Source organism: Sphaerisporangium sp. NPDC049457, assembly GCF_055586705.1.
On the sequence record NZ_JBVJHR010000008.1, the window covers coordinates 293,096 to 311,085 of the forward strand.

At 71.5% G+C, this 17,990-nt stretch carries 18 protein-coding genes; 7 read left to right on the plus strand and 11 right to left on the minus strand.

Features of this window, described 5'->3' with window-relative positions; translation table 11 throughout:
- The first annotated feature begins 213 nt into the window (after nt 1-213).
- Entirely contained in the window at nt 214-654 is a 441-nt protein-coding gene (locus tag ACZ6QO_RS15335; RefSeq protein WP_465851087.1) for an ATP-binding protein, read from the plus strand.
- 81 nt (nt 655-735) lie between these two features.
- On the opposite strand, the gene ACZ6QO_RS15340 is transcribed toward ACZ6QO_RS15335, so the two are convergent.
- On the minus strand, nt 736-1,374 hold the full coding sequence (locus ACZ6QO_RS15340; protein WP_465851089.1) for an HD domain-containing protein: 639 nt from the start codon (nt 1,372-1,374) through the stop codon (nt 736-738).
- Nucleotides 1,375-1,547: 173 nt separating this feature from the next.
- Between ACZ6QO_RS15340 and ACZ6QO_RS15345 the strand changes: the two genes are divergently transcribed.
- A complete protein-coding gene (locus tag ACZ6QO_RS15345; protein ID WP_465851091.1) occupies nt 1,548-2,138 on the plus strand; it encodes a histidine phosphatase family protein in 591 nt (196 codons plus the stop codon).
- Nucleotides 2,139-2,207: 69 nt separating this feature from the next.
- On the opposite strand, the gene ACZ6QO_RS15350 is transcribed toward ACZ6QO_RS15345, so the two are convergent.
- The 3 genes from ACZ6QO_RS15350 to ACZ6QO_RS15360 form a co-directional block, all read right to left on the minus strand.
- Entirely contained in the window at nt 2,208-2,471 is a 264-nt protein-coding gene (locus ACZ6QO_RS15350; RefSeq protein WP_465851093.1) for a hypothetical protein, read from the minus strand.
- A gap of 133 nt (nt 2,472-2,604) precedes the next feature.
- Complete coding sequence (locus ACZ6QO_RS15355; protein ID WP_248959591.1) at nt 2,605-2,841, minus strand: DUF397 domain-containing protein; 237 nt, start codon at nt 2,839-2,841, stop codon at nt 2,605-2,607.
- Nucleotides 2,842-3,714: a helix-turn-helix domain-containing protein gene (locus tag ACZ6QO_RS15360; RefSeq protein WP_465851094.1), complete on the minus strand. Its 873-nt coding sequence runs from the start codon at nt 3,712-3,714 to the stop codon at nt 2,842-2,844. It lies immediately after the preceding gene.
- Between the two features lie 285 nt (nt 3,715-3,999).
- On the opposite strand from ACZ6QO_RS15360, the gene ACZ6QO_RS15365 reads away from it, so the two are divergent.
- From ACZ6QO_RS15365 to ACZ6QO_RS15375, 3 genes are all read left to right on the plus strand, one after another.
- Complete coding sequence (locus ACZ6QO_RS15365) at nt 4,000-4,389, plus strand: ATP-binding protein (RefSeq protein WP_465851096.1); 390 nt, start codon at nt 4,000-4,002, stop codon at nt 4,387-4,389.
- A gap of 246 nt (nt 4,390-4,635) precedes the next feature.
- On the plus strand, nt 4,636-7,017 hold the full coding sequence (locus tag ACZ6QO_RS15370) for a helicase-associated domain-containing protein (protein ID WP_465851098.1): 2,382 nt from the start codon (nt 4,636-4,638) through the stop codon (nt 7,015-7,017).
- Nucleotides 7,018-7,175: 158 nt separating this feature from the next.
- Nucleotides 7,176-7,574 (plus strand): hypothetical protein, encoded by a 399-nt coding sequence (locus ACZ6QO_RS15375; RefSeq protein WP_465851099.1) that lies wholly within the window; start codon nt 7,176-7,178, stop codon nt 7,572-7,574.
- 82 nt (nt 7,575-7,656) lie between these two features.
- On the opposite strand, the gene ACZ6QO_RS15380 is transcribed toward ACZ6QO_RS15375, so the two are convergent.
- The 3 genes from ACZ6QO_RS15380 to ACZ6QO_RS15390 form a co-directional block, all read right to left on the minus strand.
- Nucleotides 7,657-10,344, minus strand: a complete 2,688-nt coding sequence (locus ACZ6QO_RS15380) for a penicillin acylase family protein (RefSeq protein WP_465851101.1) — start codon at nt 10,342-10,344, stop codon at nt 7,657-7,659.
- A gap of 333 nt (nt 10,345-10,677) precedes the next feature.
- Complete coding sequence (locus ACZ6QO_RS15385; protein ID WP_465851102.1) at nt 10,678-11,496, minus strand: SAM-dependent methyltransferase; 819 nt, start codon at nt 11,494-11,496, stop codon at nt 10,678-10,680.
- A gap of 202 nt (nt 11,497-11,698) precedes the next feature.
- The gene (locus ACZ6QO_RS15390) at nt 11,699-12,259 is read right to left on the minus strand and encodes a DUF1349 domain-containing protein (RefSeq protein ID WP_465851103.1); all 561 of its coding nucleotides are present in this window, start codon (nt 12,257-12,259) and stop codon (nt 11,699-11,701) included.
- A 105-nt stretch (nt 12,260-12,364) separates the two neighbouring features.
- Between ACZ6QO_RS15390 and ACZ6QO_RS15395 the strand changes: the two genes are divergently transcribed.
- Nucleotides 12,365-12,685 (plus strand): GroES family chaperonin, encoded by a 321-nt coding sequence (locus tag ACZ6QO_RS15395; RefSeq protein WP_380826023.1) that lies wholly within the window; start codon nt 12,365-12,367, stop codon nt 12,683-12,685.
- Nucleotides 12,686-12,763: 78 nt separating this feature from the next.
- On the opposite strand, the gene ACZ6QO_RS15400 is transcribed toward ACZ6QO_RS15395, so the two are convergent.
- From ACZ6QO_RS15400 to ACZ6QO_RS15410, 3 genes are all read right to left on the minus strand, one after another.
- Entirely contained in the window at nt 12,764-13,597 is an 834-nt protein-coding gene (locus ACZ6QO_RS15400; RefSeq protein ID WP_465851105.1) for an esterase/lipase family protein, read from the minus strand.
- 192 nt (nt 13,598-13,789) lie between these two features.
- Nucleotides 13,790-15,091, minus strand: a complete 1,302-nt coding sequence (locus tag ACZ6QO_RS15405; protein WP_465851107.1) for a PucR family transcriptional regulator — start codon at nt 15,089-15,091, stop codon at nt 13,790-13,792.
- A gap of 205 nt (nt 15,092-15,296) precedes the next feature.
- Nucleotides 15,297-15,725: a TIGR02611 family protein gene (locus ACZ6QO_RS15410; protein ID WP_465851108.1), complete on the minus strand. Its 429-nt coding sequence runs from the start codon at nt 15,723-15,725 to the stop codon at nt 15,297-15,299.
- A gap of 357 nt (nt 15,726-16,082) precedes the next feature.
- Between ACZ6QO_RS15410 and ACZ6QO_RS15415 the strand changes: the two genes are divergently transcribed.
- Nucleotides 16,083-17,195, plus strand: coding sequence for a hypothetical protein (locus ACZ6QO_RS15415; protein ID WP_465851109.1), 1,113 nt, complete (start codon nt 16,083-16,085; stop codon nt 17,193-17,195).
- Nucleotides 17,196-17,277: 82 nt separating this feature from the next.
- Here the strand turns inward: ACZ6QO_RS15415 and ACZ6QO_RS15420 are convergent.
- A partial coding sequence (locus tag ACZ6QO_RS15420) for a cellulose binding domain-containing protein (protein ID WP_465851111.1) occupies nt 17,278-17,990 on the minus strand: 713 nt, incomplete at its 5' end.

The following is a 17,990-nucleotide window of genomic DNA, read 5'->3' on the forward strand; positions in this document are numbered from 1 at the left end:
GACGAGGCGGAGAACGAGCCGAGAGGAGAGCCGATGACGCGGACGAGACGGCGGGCGGCGGAGCCGCCTCCAGGAGCGGGGCGCCCGCGGGAGTCAATGGGGGTGCCGGTTGCCGTCTGACGACGAACCAGGACATCGCCCACCTCCACGAACACCCCAAAAGTGGACAGAGTATGGTCATCCAGGTCATAGGCGACAAGGGCAAGGAAGAGCATGATCGGCACGCCGGACGGTCACCGCGCCGCGTACTGGGACGTCCCGCGGGATCCGCACGCCATCGCGCAGGTGCGCCGGCTGATCCGGCAGACCTTGACCGCCTGGAACCTCGCCGAGGGCGGCGACCTGACCGACGACCTGACCGACGACATCGTCCTTGCCTCCACCGAGGTCCTCAGCAACGCGGTCCTCTACGGCCTGCCGCCGATCCGGTTCTCGCTCCGGGTCACCGGTGAGACGTTGTGCGCGGAGATCACCGACCACGGCGACGGGCGGCCGGTCCGCCGGGCCGACACCGACGACTCCGAGCACGGGCGGGGCCTGACCATCGTCGAGGCGCTCAGCGATGAGTGGGGCGTCCTGCCCTCCCCCGAGGGCTCGGCGAAGACCGTCTGGTTCCGCAAGAAGTGCCGGCCGCTGTCGGATTCGTCCGCCTGACAGGGCGGAGGGAAGCTCGGTCGCGCATCGCACAGCGCCGCCCGTAGGCGCACCACGAGCGGCGCTAGCGTGCGAGATCCGTCACTCCGGCCAGTCGGACTTCAGGATGACCTCGACGAAGTCGATGTGCCTGAAGCCGGGGACGTAGTGCTCCAGGACGTCTGCGTTGACGGTGCCGAACGTGGAGTCGGGGCGGTGCTTGAAACCGTTGGTGAACGCCTCCAGGATGCGCCGCTTGAAGTCCGGACGCGGATGGGCCTCGGTGACGGCCGTGACGTCGGCCGGGTCCAGGTCCCGGTAGCCGATGCCGAGGACGTCGGTCTCGACCCCGGCGGTCACCAGGGCGACCTCGGGTTCGAGCCGGTAGGGGATCTCCGGGGTGGTGTGCAGGGCGATGCCCTCCCACACCTTGCGGACCTCGGCCTCGGGCACGCCGTGCGACCGGAGGAACCTGCGGGCCTCGTCCGCCCCGTCCAGTTCGAAACGCTGGTCGGCGCCCCTGTAGGTCTCGGTCAGCCCGAGGTCGTGGAACATCGCGCCCACGTAGAGCAGCTCGGGGTCGGCCGCGAGCCCGAGCCGCCGGCCCTGGAGCGAGCCGAACAGGTAGACGCGGCGGGAGTGGTGGAACAGCAGTTCGGGGGCCGCCTGCCGGACCAGTTCGGTGGCCTCGGCGGCGAGCGCCGAGTCGGGGATGGCGACGCCTGCGATGATCTCGCTCATATCGTGGTCTCCTTGCACGTCGACGCGGGTGGATGGCCTCCCCTCCACTCTCGCAACCGGACGTGCCCCAGCGCTCCCGCGCCCCCGGACGTCCACCCCACAGATCAGGACACGGGACACGGGCGCACCCCCGAGGAGCCGGTGACGGGACCGGCCGTAGATGATGGGGCGATATGGACGAGCTCATTCTTCTCAGGCACGGCGAGACCGAGTGGAGCCGCGACCGCCGGCACACCGGCCGCACCGATCTTCCGCTCACGCCCAAGGGCGAGGACCAGGCCCGCGCGCTCGCGCCCGCGCTGAAGGGCGTGACCTTCTCGCTCGTCCTGGTCAGCCCGGCGGCGCGCGCCCGCTGCACGGCGGAGCTGGCCGGCCTGACCGGTTTCACCACCGAACCGGACCTGTGGGAGTGGGACTACGGCGGCTACGAGGGCATCACCACGGCCGACATCAGGAAGGGCCGCCCCGGCTGGTACCTGTGGCGCGACGGGGTCGTCCCCGGCGACGCCGAGCACCCCGGCGAGACGATCGAGCAGGTCGCCGAGCGCGCCGACCGGGTCATCGCCCGCGTCTCCCAGGCCGGGGGCACCGTGGCCCTGGTCGCGCACGGTCACTTCCTGCGCGTCCTCACCGCCCGCTGGCTCGGCCTTCCCCCGCAGGACGGCCGGTACTTCAGCCTCGACACCGGGACGATCTCCACCCTCGGCTTCGAACACGAGGAACACGCCCTGACCCGCTGGAACGCCCCCGTCGGCGACGCCTGACGGGCGGCTGCGGCTGCGGCCACGCCGGGCCGGCGGTGGGAGCGGCGGGACGCCGGACGGTCCGGCGGCTCAGTTGATGGCGACGGGCTGGGGCTGGGGGCCCCGGCCGGTGAGCCATTCGAGGACCTTGCGGTGGCCGTGGCGGGCGTCCTCGAAGTGACCCCAGCGCCAGTATCGCGGCTGGTCCCTGACCCCGGTCACCCACGTGCGGTAGGAGACCGGCCGGGCGCCGTCCTGCTCTGTGGAGGCCGCGGACGCGACGCCGTAGGTACGGATCACGACGCGGCCCCCCGGCGCGAACAGCACATCATCGGCTACGGGATAAAGAGTCATCTGATCCAGCATCACGGGCCCCCACGAACTTCGCTACGAAGCGGATGGACCCAGTGTGCCGGATCGATGAACAACCCCGGTTACACGATCTGCGCTCTCCGGTTAACCGGACTCGCGATATGTGAACAGGGTGTTACGCGACCAGATTGTCGAACTCGCCGTCCTTGACGCCGAGCACGAGGGCCCGGATCTCGTCAGCGGTGTAGATCAGGGCCGGGCCGTCCGGAAATCGGGAGTTGCGGACGGCGACGCCCCCGTCGGGGAGTTTCGCAAGCTCGACGCAGTTGCCCTGCGAGTTGCTGTGAACACTCTTGCGCCACGCGACGCCGGTGAGGCTCGTGGCCGGCATTCCGTTGTATGGCTGGTTCATCTAGATCTCTCTGAGTATGTCGCCGAGTATCTCGGCAGTGCCCCCGGGAGTTGTGCTCTCAATGCACAGCTGTTCCATGGCGGTGAGGTAGGGATCGATGTCCTCACGCTTGTCCAAATACAGGGCACCCCACAGCTGCTCGACGTAGACCACGTCCGACAGGTCGGACTCCGGAAAACGCAGGATGGTGAACGCTCCGCCCTCGGCCGCGTGCATACCGAACTGGAACGGCATCACCTGCAAGGTGATGGCCGGCAGACCGGCGACGGCCATCAGATGCTGCAACTGCTCGTACATGATCTCTTTGCCACCGATGGGCCGCCGCAGCGCGGCCTCGTCGATGACGGCCCAGAGCTTCGGTCCGTCGTTGCGGAGGAGGCGCTCCTGCCGGTGCAGGCGCAGATGCACACGGCGATCGATCTCGTCTTCTGAGACGTCCGGGTACCCGAGCCTGATCACCGTCCGGGCGTACGCGGCCGTCTGGAGCAGCCCCGGTATGAACTGCACCTCGTAGGTGCGGATCACCGACGCGGCCTCTTCGAGCCCGACGTACGTCGAGAACCATCCGGGAAGCAGGTCGCTGTACTTGTGCCACCATCCTGGGGTGTTCGCCTCGCGGACCATCTCGAGCAGCCCACGACGGTCGGCGTCGTCGTTGACACCGTAGAGCGTGAGCAGATCTTCGACGTCACGCGTCTTGAACCCCACCCGTCCAAGCTCCATGCGGCTGATCTTGGACTCGGAGGCGCGGATGTGAAATCCCGCGACCTCGCGCGTTAGCCCGCGCTCCTCACGCAGCCTGCGTAGGCTGGCGCCCAGCATGATGCGCCGAACCGTTGAGCCGGAGCCGGGCGGATCGATGGACACGTGCATTCCTCCGGTTGTGGACTGGTTCACAGTCTGTCAAAGATCGCGCGTGTGGTCCCCCTTCGGTTTCCCTTCCAGGGCAACCGTAGCGCCTGCACGACTCTTCTGCACGTGCATTCGCCCTTGCACCTGCACAGGAGTTTGGAGCATCATGATCCCGTGCACTCCACGGACCTGACACGTGGGCGAAGCCAGTGGTCGGCCTTCGATTGGTGGCCTCCCATCGGCTGGTGGCCCCACGTCGCGCGCGACCTGGCACCGCCTGAGGCGAGCACGTCGAGTGCCACGTTCGTGCTTCCTCCTCGTCCCGAATCCGTCCACTCGGCGCGCAGCTACGCGGCCGGCAGCCTGATCGGCTGGGGCATGCGCGACCTGGTGCAGGACATGGAGCTCGTGGTGTCCGAACTGGCCACCAACGCGCTCCGGCACGGCCTGACGCCCGCTGCGTGCGACCCGCGCCGCGGCGGCTCCGTGCCGATCCGGATGTCGATGATCCGCATGGACTCGCTGGTGAGCTGCGTCTTCGCCGACCCCGGGCCGGCGGCGCCGGTGATGCGCGACCCCTCACCGCTGGAACCCGGCGGCATGGGGCTGCACATCGTCGAGTCGATGAGCCTGCGATGGGGGTGGAATCCTCTGCTGCCCTGCGGCAAGGTCGTCTGGGCCGTTCTGAAGAGCTGAGCGAGGTCCGTCGCCATGCCGGACCATGCCGGACCATGCCGGAAAGGCCGGGCGACGCGGCCGGGCCCGTCCCAGGCCCGTGCCGGGCCCTACCCGGGCCCTTCCATGGAAACGACGGCGGCCGTCCCGGCCGCAGGGACACGTCAAGGATTCGGGGGTGTATTCCGCAAGGTCGATCCGTCAAGCGGGTGCTCTGCATTACGGTGGCTTCTTGGTGACTCCCGCGAGACCTTTGAAAGAGCTGTGATGGATGATCACCTGCTCGGCTGGTTGACAACCCTCGACGAAGACCGGCTCGCGCGCGTCCTGGCCAACCGCCCGGACGCCATCGCGGCGCCCTGGCCGCGCCGCCTCGACACCCTCGCCCGGCGCCTGAGCGACACCTTCGCCGTCATGGAGGTCATGCGCGGCCTTCCCCTGCCTCCCCTCGAAATCCTGCAGGCGTGCCTGGTCATCGGCGAGCGCGCCAACGCCGAGGAGCTCGCCCGCTTCCTCGGCGTGACCACCGCCGAGGTGCTCCCCTGGCTGGACGACCTGTTCGACCACGCGCTCGCCTGGCCCGGCCCCGACGGCCGCGTCCACCTCGCCGAGGCCGTCGCCCGCTGGTGGACCGCCCCCTGCGGGCTCGGCGACCCCCTCCTGTCCTACCTCGACTCCTGGACGCTCAACACCGAGGGGCTGCGCCGCATCTGCCGCAACCTCGACCTCGCCCCCCAGGGCGGCAAGCGGCAGCTCATCACCCGCCTCACCGCCGTGCTGTCCGACGCCGACCGGCTGTCGGCCCTGCTGCGCGACGCCCCCGACGGCACCGTCAGCCTGCTCGACGAGTTCGCCTGGGACGGCCCGGTGCGCGGCGTGGACGGCAACCGCTTCATCTCCCCCGGCACCCCCGAGAAGTGGGCCGCCGACCGCGGCCTGCTCCACCGCACCCAGTGGGACATCGCCGAGATGCCGCGCGAGGTCGCGCTCGCCCTGCGCGGCCCCGACTACCACGCGCCGTTCACCCCCGAACCACCGCAGCTCGGCACCGTCCCCGTCGATGAGGAGGCCGTCGACCACCTGATGTGCCTGGCCGCCCCGCACGCCGTCGACCGGGCCGCCGCCCTGCTGGAGAACACCGACAAGACGCCGCTCCCCCTGCTCAAGGGCGGCGGCGTCGGCGTCCGCGAGGTGCGCCGCGTCGTCAAGGAGACCGGCTGCACGGAAGAGGAGACCCGGCTGCTGCTGGAGGCGTGCGCCGTCGCCCGGCTGCTCGCCCTGGACGAGACCGCGGGCGGGCTGGTCCCGACCAAGCGGTTCGACGCCTGGCGGCTGGAGGACGCCCCCGCGCGGCTGCGCGCCCTGCTGTCCGCGTGGTGGCGCATGGAGCGCTCGTCGCTGCGGCGCACCGCCGGCAGGTACCCCACGGTCCTGTGCGACGACCCCTCGGGCGAGACGGTGGCGCGCATCCGGTGGGCGGTGCTGGCCACTCTCGCCACGCTCCCGCCGGACGCCGCGTTCGCGAGCATGCCCGAGCTGGTGCAGGCCGTGCACTGGCGGGCGCCGCTGCTCGACCGCGACCTGCTCGCCGACTGCTGCCCGGCCGTCCTGGCCGAGGCCCGGCTGCTCGGGCTGGTCGCCTCCGACACCCTGACCGCCCTCGGGCGGGCGCTGGCCGCGCTCGGCTCCGCCTCGGCCGGGGACGAACAGGACGAGACCGTCCCCGAGGTCGAACGCGACCCGGGGCTCGTCGAATCGTCGGTCCACGCGCTGGCCGGCGCGCAGCGCACCGCCCTGTTCGGCGCCGACCTGACCGCCGTCGTCACCGGCCCGCCCGCCGCCGAGCTCTCGGGCCTGCTCGACCGCGCCGCCGACCGCGAGTCGCAGGGGGCCGCCTCGGTGTGGCGGTTCACCCCCGCGAGCGTGCGGCGCGCCCTGGACGCCGGCTACACCGCCGACTCGCTGCTGGAGGAACTGCGCGCGGCCGGCGCCATCCCGCAGCCGCTGACCTACCTCGTCAGGGACGTGGCGCGCCGGTACGGCGAGGTCACCGTCACCACCGTCGGATGCATCATCCAGGGCTCCGACCCGGCTCTGCTCGCCGAGATAGCGGGGCACCGCCGCCTGGCCCGGCTCGGCCTGCGGCTGCTGGCCCCCACCGTGCTCGCCGGCAGCGCCCCGGCGGCGCGCATGCTCGCCGCGCTCCGCGACGCGGGGTACGCCCCGGTGCCGGTGGACGACAGCGGTGAGATCGCCGTCCGGCGTGAACCGCAGGGCGGCCGGCTCATCCTCCTGCCCGGCGGCCGGGTGGCCGAGCTGGAGGAGCCGCACGTGCATCTGGCCGAGCCGCCGCCCGACCCGCGCGAGCACGCCCGGCGGCTCGCGGGCGCCCGCGACGAGGAACGGCACACCGGGCAGACCTGGGCCGTCATCGGCCGCCTCGCCACCCGCCTGCCCACCGCCCAGCAGTCTCTGCTCGGGTTCGTCGTCGACCGGGGCGTGCGCGCGCTCATCACCCTGTCCGACGGCCTCACCGCCACCATCAGCCACGGCGAACTGCGGCGCGGCGTCCTGGACGCCTGGTGCGAGGAGGCCGGCGACTACCTGGAGTTCCCGCTGGCCGAAATCGCCTCGGTCACCAGCGGGTGACGCCCCGCCCGGTGGCCTTCCGGGTCACCTGGCTCGGGGACGGCGCCTGGCCTGGTACTTTTCGCTTTCATGCATGAGGTCGCGTTCTGTGGGCACCCTCCGCGCGGACGGCGCCGCTCAGCGGCGTGCCCAGGCGGCCCGATGTGAGGGGCGAGGACATGGCCTCAGTGAAGCACGACGGCGCACCCCGCAGAACTCCGTGGCACCTCGACGGCCTCCCGTCCCGCTCCGCGCGCGACGGACACCGCTTCCCGTCCCATCCGGCGGGTGACGGGCTCGACGCCGGCGACGGAGACGACCCCGGCCACGGGCTCGACTTCGGCAACCGCCGCAATCTCGATGGACACGACTTCGGCGATGGGCCACGCCCGCGCGCGGGCGTCCGATCCGGCGGGCGGGCCCCCGGCCTCGGCGCGGGTCTGCCCCCGATGCTCGCGAGGCTCACCTCGCGCATCCACCTGCGCCACGAGTGGATCACCGTGGAGGCGATCGGGCACGTGGTCACCCAGCGCTGCGCGAACTGCCGGCGCGTGCGCGTCCGCGTCCAGGGCGGCTGAGCCGCCGCGCGGCCGCCCTGGACGGGCCTCTGCGGCCCGCGTGACCCCGCTCCCCGTCAGTTGGGTCACGGGGTCCACGGGGTCACGGCGTCAGGGTGAGGGTGTCGGTGGCGTCCCTGCGGACGGCTGGCTCGGTCTGGCGCATGGGGGTGGTGGCGCCGTCCGCCCACAGCCCGGCCTGGTCGTCGTAGTTGGCGTGGAAGGCGTGGCCGGACGCGCCGGTGAGGTTGACCCAGCGTGAACGGTCCAGATCGGCCAGGTCGACGACCATGCGCATGGACGGCACCCAGTCGACCTCGAACCCCTTGGAGGTGTTCCAGCCCGTCGCGTCGACCGCGTCCTTGCCTCCGCCGAGGCTCAGCGGCCCCCGGTTGAACAGCCACTCGACGGGGCCGATGCCGGAGGTGCCGAACGTCTCGTTGGTCAGCTCCAAGGTGTGCAGGTCACCCCAGCGCCAGTCGCGGGGCGAGTCGCCCAGCCTGGCCCGCAGCTCCGCGGCGGCGTCGCCCATCGAGGCCGCCAGCATGTCGTCGCGCGTCTCGGTCCTGCCCTTGGTCCGCACGTCGTCCCACCAGGGGTCGTCCGGCTTGTCGAGCAGTGCGCGCACGACCTCGTACCAGCGGTCGCCGCCGCCGGGCCGGCCGCCCGCGGGCAGCTCGTCGTCGAAGGTGCGCTGGAGCAGGTGACGCCACACGGCGTTGAAGTACGCGGCGGGCGCCGAGTCGCGGCCCTGGGAGAAGTCCCAGCCGGCGAGCAGCTCCCGCGCCTCCGCGACCTTCGCGCCGGCGCGGAGCAGGTGCGGCACCAGCAGGGGGGCCAGGCCGTTGGCCGAGTCCATCTGGATGTCGCCCATGACGGCCGCCGTCACCTTCCCCTTCGCCATGGCCTGCCTGATCCGGTCCACGATGCGCTGCGAGCGGTAGCCGTAGGACCAGTCGGAGGTGAGGAAGGGTTCGTAGGAGGGACCGATGGCGGCGTTGTTCGCGGTGACGATGTAACCCTCGGGCGGGTTGTAGGCGGTGGGCAGCTCCTCGAAGGGGATGAACCCCTTCCATTCCTCCTTGCCGGTCCAGCCCCGCGCGGGCCACCGGCCGTCGCCCGCCCGCCGGACGGGGATGCGCCCGGGAGCCTGGTAGCCGATGTTCCCGTCGACGTCGGCGTAGATCATGTTCTGCGCGGGCGCCTCGAAGAAGGAGGCGGCCTCGCGGAACTGGTCGAAGTTCGCCGCGGTGTCGAGCAGCAGCAGCGCGTCGGCCGTGCGCCCGGGGTCCAGGGCGGTCCATCTGAGCGCGATCTCCAGGTCGTGCCCGGCCGCCGGTAGCCTGCCGTCGTCCCGGGGCGCGGCGCCGCCTCCGGCCCCGGCGGCCCCGGACTCGCCCGTCTGGGCGGCGGCGCCCGGCAGGGCGTTCCTCGCGTCGCCGAGCACCCCGGAGATGATCGGCCCGTGCCGGGTCGACCGGACGGTCAGCCTCTCGGCGGGGCGCCCGGCGACCTTGATCTCCTCGGTGCGGGTCTCCATCGGCCGCCAGGAGTCCCCGGCCTGGTAGGTGTCGCCCTTGGTGCGCTCCAGGTAGAGGTCGGTGACGTCGGGGCCGAGGTTGGTGAAGCCCCAGGCGACCCGGTCGTTGTGGCCGATGACGACGCCCGGCATGCCGGAGAAGGTGTACCCGACGACGTCATAGGGGCACGTGGCGGACTTCGTCCGGCAGTGCAGGCCGGCCTGGTACCAGATGGAGGGGATGCGCGGCCCGAGGTGCGGGTCGTTGGCCAGCAGCGGCTTGCCGGTGTCGGTGTGCGCGCCGCCCACCACCCAGGAGTTCGAGCCGATGCCGGCGCGGTCGGTTCCCTGACTGCCGAGCGGGGACGGCACGGCCCGCAGCGTCCTCGCCACGTCGGCGAGCACCCGTGCCGCGTCCGGTTCCGGTTCCGGCCGGCGCGCCGCCGCCGCCGTCGTCGCGGTGTCGTCGTCCCCTATCCGCGCGGCGGCGCTCACGGCGGGCCCATCGGGGTCGCTGACGGCATCGGGGTCGGTGACGGCGTCGGGGTCGGTGACGGCATCGGAGCCGGCACCGGTGGCCGTGGTGGCCGTGGCGGCGGAGGCGAAGCGGCCGTCGCGCACGACGCCGCCGGTGACGATGGGCTGGTGGCGGTCGAACGGGTAGTCGGGGAACAGCTGGTCGACCCGCGCCGCCGGGACGGCGGAGACGTCCAGGGCGCGCTCCAGCTCGTCGTCCATGTTGGAACGCAGGTCCCACGCCATCGCCTTCAGCCACGCCAGCGAGTCGGCGGGCACCCACGGCTCGGGCTCGTAGGAGCCGTTGGTGAGCTTGAGCACGGCGTATTCGAGGCTCTTGCCGGCGAAGCCGTCGTGCTGCCGCATCCAGGCGTTCACGCCGTCGGAGTAGTCGGCGAGCGCCTGGCGGGTGCGCGGATCGAGCAGCGGCAGTTCCCGCTCGGCCGTACGCCGCCAGCCGAGCGTGCGCACCACCTTGTCGACGTCCAGCGTGGACGGACCGAACAGCTCCGAGAGGCGGCCGGCGGTGGTCTTGCGCCGGAAGTCCATCTCCCAGAACCTGTCCTGGGCGTGGACGTACCCCTGGGCCATGAACAGGTCGCGCGGCGTGCTCGCGTAGATCTGCGGGATGCCGTGGGCGTCGCGAAGGACAGTGGCCTTGGCGCTCAGTCCCGGAAGGCGCACCTCGCCGTCGAGGGACGGGAACGACCGCCGTACCGTCCACACGCCCGCGCCGGCGAGCACGAGAGCCGCCACGAGGACGGCGGTGAGAACGCGTGCCCCCCATCGGAGCGGACGGGACAACCGGGCGAAGGGGGCTAGCCTCAAATCAGGGACCTTTCACCATGGAAAACGCATCTCACAGTATCGGTCCCGTGGTCGGTGCGGTCGATCACCGGCCGGCCGCTGATCGGTCACCGTTCGGGACGCCGAACGGGCGCCGCGGGAGAGGTCGATCTGTTCCGGACCGGACACAGGTGAGCCCTCACGGCCGAGAGCGGGGAAGGCGGGACCGCCCGACGAGCCGGGCGCCGACTCAGGAAGCCGGAGCCGGGCGTCGGCCCGGGGAGCCGCAAGCCGGGCGTCTGCTCAGGGAGCCGGCTTTCTGCCGACCCCGCCGACCAGCCACGCCCGCTCGGGGTGGCGGACCTTCAGCGGATTGTCGGGACGCCACTCGCGGATGTACACCAGGCCGGGCTCGACCAGCTCCATGCCGTCGAAGAACCCCAGCACCTCGGCGCGCTTGCGCGAGGCGTCCTCCGGCCGGCCGAAGACGCGCCGGTAGACGTCGACGATCGGCGCGGCCGCCTCGGGCCGGGAGTCGAACACCGCGTGCACGATCATCAGGTGGCTGCCCGCCGGAAGCAGGTCGCGCAGCTCGGCGACCCGCTTGAACGGGTCGTCCTCGTCCGGAATGAAGTGGAGCGAGCTCAGCACCACGATGCCCACCGGACGCGAGAGGTCGATCACCCGCCGCAGGCCGGGGTCGGCCATGAGGTCGGCGGGATGCATGATGTCGCCCTCGACCACGCCGGTGTTCGGGTCTATGGCGAGCAGCGCCCGCGAGTGCGAGAGGACCACCGAGTCGTCGGAGACGTAGACGACGCGGGCTTGCGGGGTCAGCGACCGGGCGATCTGATGGGTGTTGTTCTCGGAGGGGATGCCGGCGCCGATGTTGACGAACTGGGTGATGCCCTGTTCGACCATGTACCGGACCGCGCGGGCGTGGAAGTCCTGGCTCTCGCGGGCCATGACGCGGATCTCGGGCGCGACGGCCAGGAGCTGCTCGGCGGCCTCCCGGTCGGCGGCGAAGTTGTCCTTGCCGCCCAGGAAGTAGTTGGCGATGCGGGCCTGGTTGGGCACGGTGGTGTCCAGGGCCGCCCGCGCGCGCGGGGTCTCTTCGCTCACCGTGCCACCTCCCCTCGCCGCCGGCCCGTCATGGACGCCTCGGCGCGTGCGATGACCGATTTCGCGAATGCGACGGTCGTTCGCAAGCCATCACAGATGACCACGATATACGTGCCTAGGGTCCCCGCTCAGCCAGGTTGAGCGGGAAACATCCCACAAGCTCCGTTAAATCGGGGTTACGCGCGCCCCTCGGGACGTGCTTTCAGGCGAGGGTCACCGAGGTGAAGCGGGTCTCGAAGCCGCCGCCCTCCGGCGCGGCGCACATGACGCCGGCGAGCGCGGGCGCCTCCGGCGGGAAGTACGCGAGGCGCAGCAGGGTGGACGGCTCCGCGCCGTCGAGCCCGTACCGCACGATCACGGTGTCGCCCTCGCGGAGCAGGTCGATGGTGACCGCCTCGGCCGGCCCCGCCGCCGGGGTGACGGACCAGTCCGAGAAGTCCCTGGTCACGACGGTGCTGAGCTGGACGCCGCCGTCGACGTACTCGACGCCCGCCTTGATCCAGTTGGCGCCGTCGACGCGCAGCGCGACGCCCGCCTGGTCGTACTGCTCGGCGTAGGCGGCCTGGACGGTCGCGGTGACCCGCAGGTCGCCCGGCAGCGTCCTGCCGAAGATGTGCGCGGTGTCGTAGCTGTACCCGTAGTGGGTGACCCGCCACAGATCGGTGCGGGCGTCCGCGGTGACCCGCAGTTCGCCGGCGGCCGGGTCCGCCGACCACTTCGCGGGCTCGTTCATCCACTGCCAGCCGCTGAAATCCTGAGTCATTCGTGCCTCCTGCGGCCACCTTATCGATCACCGTTCGGAGAGCGCTCTCACCCGCGACCCGCGTATCGGGCCACCGTGCGCGCGCTGGCCGAATAAGCTTCAGATGTGGCTGACCCGAAGTTCGAGATACAGATGCTCCATGATCGCGTCATGGTCAAGGTGGAGCCGGAGTCCGAGGAGCGCCGCAGCTCGGCGGGCATCGTCATTCCGGCCACCGTCAAGATGGCCAACCGCCTCATCTGGGGCGAGGTGTGCGGGGTCGGCGCGAGCGCCCGCCTGGTGAAGGTGGGCGACAAGGTGCTGTTCAACGCCGAAGACCAGTACGAGGTCGAGGTGCACGGTCAGGTCTACCTCGTCATGCGCGAGCGCGACCTGCACGCCATCGCCACTCCCCAGTCCGAGCAGGGCACCGGCCTGTACCTGTGACGGCCACGCTCCTTACGACAGTGCCGCTCGTGGCCGTGCCGCTTGTCACCGTGCCGCGCCGGTGCCCTGCCGAAGGGGTCAGCCGAGAGGGTTCAGGCAGTTGATCCGCCCGCGCGGGGCGCCGAGCTCGTCCAGCACCAGCCGCTGCACCACGGGGTCGACGATGACGCCGAGGTGGGCGCTGAAGTCCAGCGGGCAGACGTTCTGCAGCAGCAGGTTGCGCACCGCCGAGCCGTTCAGGTAGCCGGAGGTGTAGGGGGTGACCACCTCGTCGTACCGCGTCGCGATCACGGCGTACTCCACGCCGGGGACGGTGTCCCCGCCGGAGTTGAGGTTCGTCAGGAAGGCCGAGCCGGCGATCTGCTGGCCGCAGGCGGGGCAGGCGTCGGTCACCGGCCCGGTGAGGCCGAGCAGATCGCCCAGAGCCACCAGGCCGCTGAGCGTGGTGCCGTGGTTGGACGGCGCGATGCCGACCAGTTTGCGCACCTTGGCGGCTCCGCCCAGGAACTTCAGGTAGTAGCGCGGCATCATGCCGCCCTGGGAATGCCCGACGATGTCGGCCTCCGGCGCCCGCGTGGCCGCGAGCACCCGGTCGACGAAACTCGACAGCCGCTGCGCCGACTGCGCGATGTCGCCGGTGCCCTGGATGAACGCGTCCTGCGTCCCGCCGTAGTTCAGCGCGAATACGCAGTAGCCGGCCCGCTTCAGCACCGGCGAGATGGCCGGCCAGTTCACCGCCATGTTGGCGAAGGTGCCGTGGACCAGGACCACCGGGCGCGGATGGGCGGCCGTCGGCACGCAGGACCAGTCGTTCGCCCCCTGCGGGGAGGTCTCGGCCCGCGCGGTGCCGGTCAGGGCGGAGGTGATCAGCATCGCTCCCGCCAGCGCCGAGAGGACCATTCGAAAACGCATGAATTTCCGCCTTCCGCCGGTGGGCGACCCCGGTCATCGGGAATGGCAGAAAGGTAAGTCGGCGGGCGGCCTCATGACTTGTCCCCGGCAATGAAATACGCCCGGCGCCATATCACCTGAATGACAAGAACGCATTTCGGGCAGGCCGGTGAGAACTCACCGCACGAACCCGGAAAACCCTTTTCCCGGGTGTCAGCGTCCGGCGTCCGGCATGGCCGCCGGCGCGGCCAGGGCGCGGGCGCGCAGCGCTATCTCCAGCTCGAAACGGTCGTCGGGAGAGGCGAGCTGGTCGCTGAAGAGTTCCGTGGCCTGCCGGAGGCGGTAGCGCACGGTCTGCGGATGCACGTGCAGGCGGGCCGCGACCTCGTTGGCGTTGTAGCCGCACTGCAGCCACGCCAGCAGGGTCTCGGCGATGCGGTCGCGCTGGGCCGGCCGCAACGCGCGCAGCGGGGCGAGCCGCACCCGCCGTATCACCCTGGTCAGCGCCTCGTCCCTGAGGATGACCAGGGTGGCGAGATGGTCGGCGCAGCGGACCACCCGGCCGGTGGGCAGCACCCCGCGGCGGGCGAGGCCGAGCGCCTCACGGGCCAGTCGCAGCGACTGCGCCGCCTCCCGTACGGGCACCGGCGGGCCGAGGACGACCACCCAGTCCCTCAGCGCCGCGTCCAGCGTCGCCGCCCGTCCCGGCCCTTCGGGGTCGGGCACGATCAGGTACGGATCAAAGCGGTCGAAGTCGGACAGCACGTCGGGGGCCAGCGCGGGCCTGCCCGGCGGATCCCCCTGGCCGGTCCCCGCCCCGGCCCCGCCGGCCTTCGCCGACGTCACCGACGTCACCGAGGCCCCGGACGGGGTCGGCCCGCGTCCGGGGGGCGAGCGGGGGGCGAGGGCGACGCCGGCCAGGGTCCTTGGGACCGTCCAGCCCACCGTCCTCGCCAGATCCTCGACGGCCCGCGGGTCGGGAGGAGGATCGGCGACGAGCAGGGCGAGCAGCCGGCGGCGGCGCAGCTCCAGCTCGCCGGCGACCTTGACCCTGGCCTCCGCGTATCCCTCGGCCGCCGCCGCGGCGATCTCGTCCAGGTAGACCAGCATCGCCTCGCCCGCCCCGCACAGGTCCTCCCGCGACAGGGCCAGCGTCTCCGGCGACAGGGCCAGGCGCCGCCAGGCCACGCGGGCGCAGACGCGCAGGGCGGCCTGCAGGCAGTCCAGCGGCCGGCCCGCGTACGCCTCTCCCCTGCCGATCGCCCGGAAGACCTGGGCCATCCTGCGGGGACCGCGGCCGCCGGCCGGGACCCTGACGAGGAACAGCCGCAGAGCCTCCTCCACCGCCCGCCGCACGGCCTTGACGTACCTCTCGTCGCCCGGCCGGGAGTACTCGGGCACGCCGGCCTGGATCTCGGCGAGCATCTCCTCGGTCAGCTCGGGGAGGTGGGCGCGGATGACGTCCGCGAACGCGCGTGGCACCTGGGGCGGTGCCGGGGCGGCGAAGGCGCTCACCCGCGTCTCTGGACGACGCTCACCTGTCTCCTCGACGAAGCGGAAGCCGGCCTGTGTCTGTGGACAGCGCTCACCTTTGCACCTCGTGTCCGGTGAAGCTCTACAGACCGGGACGTTACTCCACTCTCACGCCGTTCCTCTGCCTTCGAATGCATTTCTCATAAATCGGTTTTGCGCCGAGGTGACGCACGCCGCGTCGGACGCGTCAGGCGATGAACTGACGGGCCTGCTGGACGAGGTCGATGCCGAGGCTGAGCTTGAGCATGGCCCACACGATGACGGCGGCGACCGCGAGGGTCACGGCGCTGACCAGGATGCGGACCGGCCAGTTCTGGCGTTTGAGCCAGTCGGTCCACTCGCCCAGGGTGCGCTTGGCGAACTGCAGCAGCCGGTGGGCCCAGTCGAACTCGGTGGCCAGCACGGCGAGCCCGGCGAAGACGATCAGCCAGCCCGGGCCGGGCAGCGGCACCAGCAGCAGGCCGCCGATCACCAGCGCGGCCCCCACCACGCCGACGACGATCTTCAGGGTGAGCCGGCCGGTGCGGGTGGAGCGCACGCCGTCCAGCCAGCCGCTGAAACCTTCACGGCGGACGTGCTTCGCGGCATCGCCGCGCCCTTCTTCGGTCACCGCCACCCGTACCTCCCCCGTCCGGCCCCGTCTCTGTGTCCAGAATAGGGGCGAGGCTCCGAAACCCGATTCATCCGCAGGTAGAGATGTTCGTCCGCCTTTAGGGGGAGACGTCCCCTGACACGCCCTTCACAGGGCTGCCGGTTTTCGGTCGGCCGCCCGCTCCGACGTGGACGAACCCGATGTCCACCTACCCCGGGATGGGCGTCGCCACCACGGATGTTGGGTCTTCTCAACCGTCGCCGGGCGGGTTATCAAGAGCGCTGGACAGGGTGTGATTCCACGCGCCGCTCCGATCATCCGCGCCGGGCCGCCGGCGCCGTGTTTCGTGAACCGCCGGCTCCGGAGTGAACGGAGGACGACATGCGTCGACCACGGGAAGTGTTCCTGCGATTACTGTGCATCACCGCGCTGTTCGCGGCAGGGCTCACCGCGACGGCCACCGGCGCACAGGCCGCGGCCGCGGTGCCCGACCGGTGGGGTTTCGCCCTGGTGGACACCACCTCGGGCACGCCCGATCTGACGCATCAGGCGGGAAGCTGGCCCGCCGGGCCGAACGTCACGGTCAGTCCCGGCGCGGTCGGCGAGGTGTTCGTGCGCTTCCCCGACATCGGCGTCTCCTGGACCCGCACTGATGCCGGCGTCGCCCACGTCACGGCGATAGCCCAGACCGCCGTGTGGTGCCAGGTCGAGAAGTACGGCGCGGTGGGCTCCGACGAGGTCGTGGCGGTCCGGTGCTACTCCTACGGCGGCAGGCCGGTGTTCACGCCGTTCGCCATCACCTTCGCCTCCAGCAGCGGGGCGCTGCCGTCGCCCGAGGCGATGGGCTACGTGTACTGGACCGGCTCGGGCGTCGCCGCCTCCTACAACTCCGCCCTGGGGGCCAACACCGTCGTGCCGTCGGTGTCGCCGGGCGTGTGGACCGTCATGCTGAACGGGCTCGGCCCCGCGCGTCCCTCGGGGAACATCCAGGTGACCGCGGTCGACTCCAGCGTGCCGGCCCACTGCAAGGTGAGCGCGTGGTCGCCGTCGACGAGCGGGCAGAAGATCCAGGTGCGCTGCTTCGACGGCGCGGACGCCCCGCTCAAGACCGGCTGGACCCTGACCTACCACAACGAGCGCGCCGTCACCGGCGGGGCGTTCCCGCCCAAGTACTTCGGCTACACCTTCGACAACGACCCGGCCAACCCCGGTCCGTACACGCCGGTGCCGGCCGGTGTCACCTACAACTCGGTGGGGTCCTACAACGAGATCCAGAGCGCCGGGTCCGGGCTGCGCCTGGTGACCTTCCACAAGGTCGGCCAGTTGCAGGACGACGTCCAGGTCACCGCGTACGGGCGAGGGCCGGCCTTCTGCAACCTGCTCGCGCGCTGGGCCACCTACGGCAACGAGGTGATCGTGCGCGACGTCGCCTGCTATGAGGGCGGCAAGCCGGTGGAGAGCGCCTCGATGGTCACCTACGTCTCCGCCTACTGACGTCCCCTGCGAGCAGACCGGCCCGGCGCCTGGGAGGCGCCGGGCCGGTTCGCTGAGCGGGCGCGGGGCCGGCTCGCGGAGGTCAGCCCACGGTGCAGGTGACCGGCGAGGGGACGGCGTTGGTGCCCGTCGAGCTCGCGCCGAAGCCGAAACCGGTGGAGGCCCCGGCCGCGATGTTGCCGTTGTAGGAGACGTTCTTCACCGTGACGTTCGCGCCGCTCTGGGTGAGCGCGCCGTTCCACAGCTGGGAGATGGTCTGGCCGTTGGCGAAGGTCCACTTCACCGTCCAGCCCGTGATGGCCGAGGTGCCGGTGTTCTTGACGGTCACCTCGCCCTGGAAGCCTCCCGGCCAGGAGTTGGTGACCACGTAGGTCGCCGTGCAGCCGCCGCTGCCGCCGCCTGAGGTGGTGGTGAAGGTGACCGCGCTGGAGGCGGTGGAGCTGTTGCCCGCCGCGTCCCGCGCCACCACATAGAACGTGTACGACGTGCTCGCCGACAGACCGGTCAGCGCGAAGGTGTTGCTCGTCGCCGTCCCCACCTTCACATCCGTCGTCCCCGCCTCCCGGTACACGTCATACCCGCTCACCCCGACATTGTCGGTCGACGCCGTCCACGACAACGTCGCCCCCGACGAGGTGACCGACGACGCCGCCGGCGTCCCCGGCCGCGACGGAGCCGTCGTGTCGGCGCCGCCGCCGGAGGTGGTGGTGAAGGTGACCGCGCTGGAGGCGGTGGAGCTGTTGCCCGCCGCGTCCCGCGCCACCACATAGAACGTGTACGACGTGCTCGCCGACA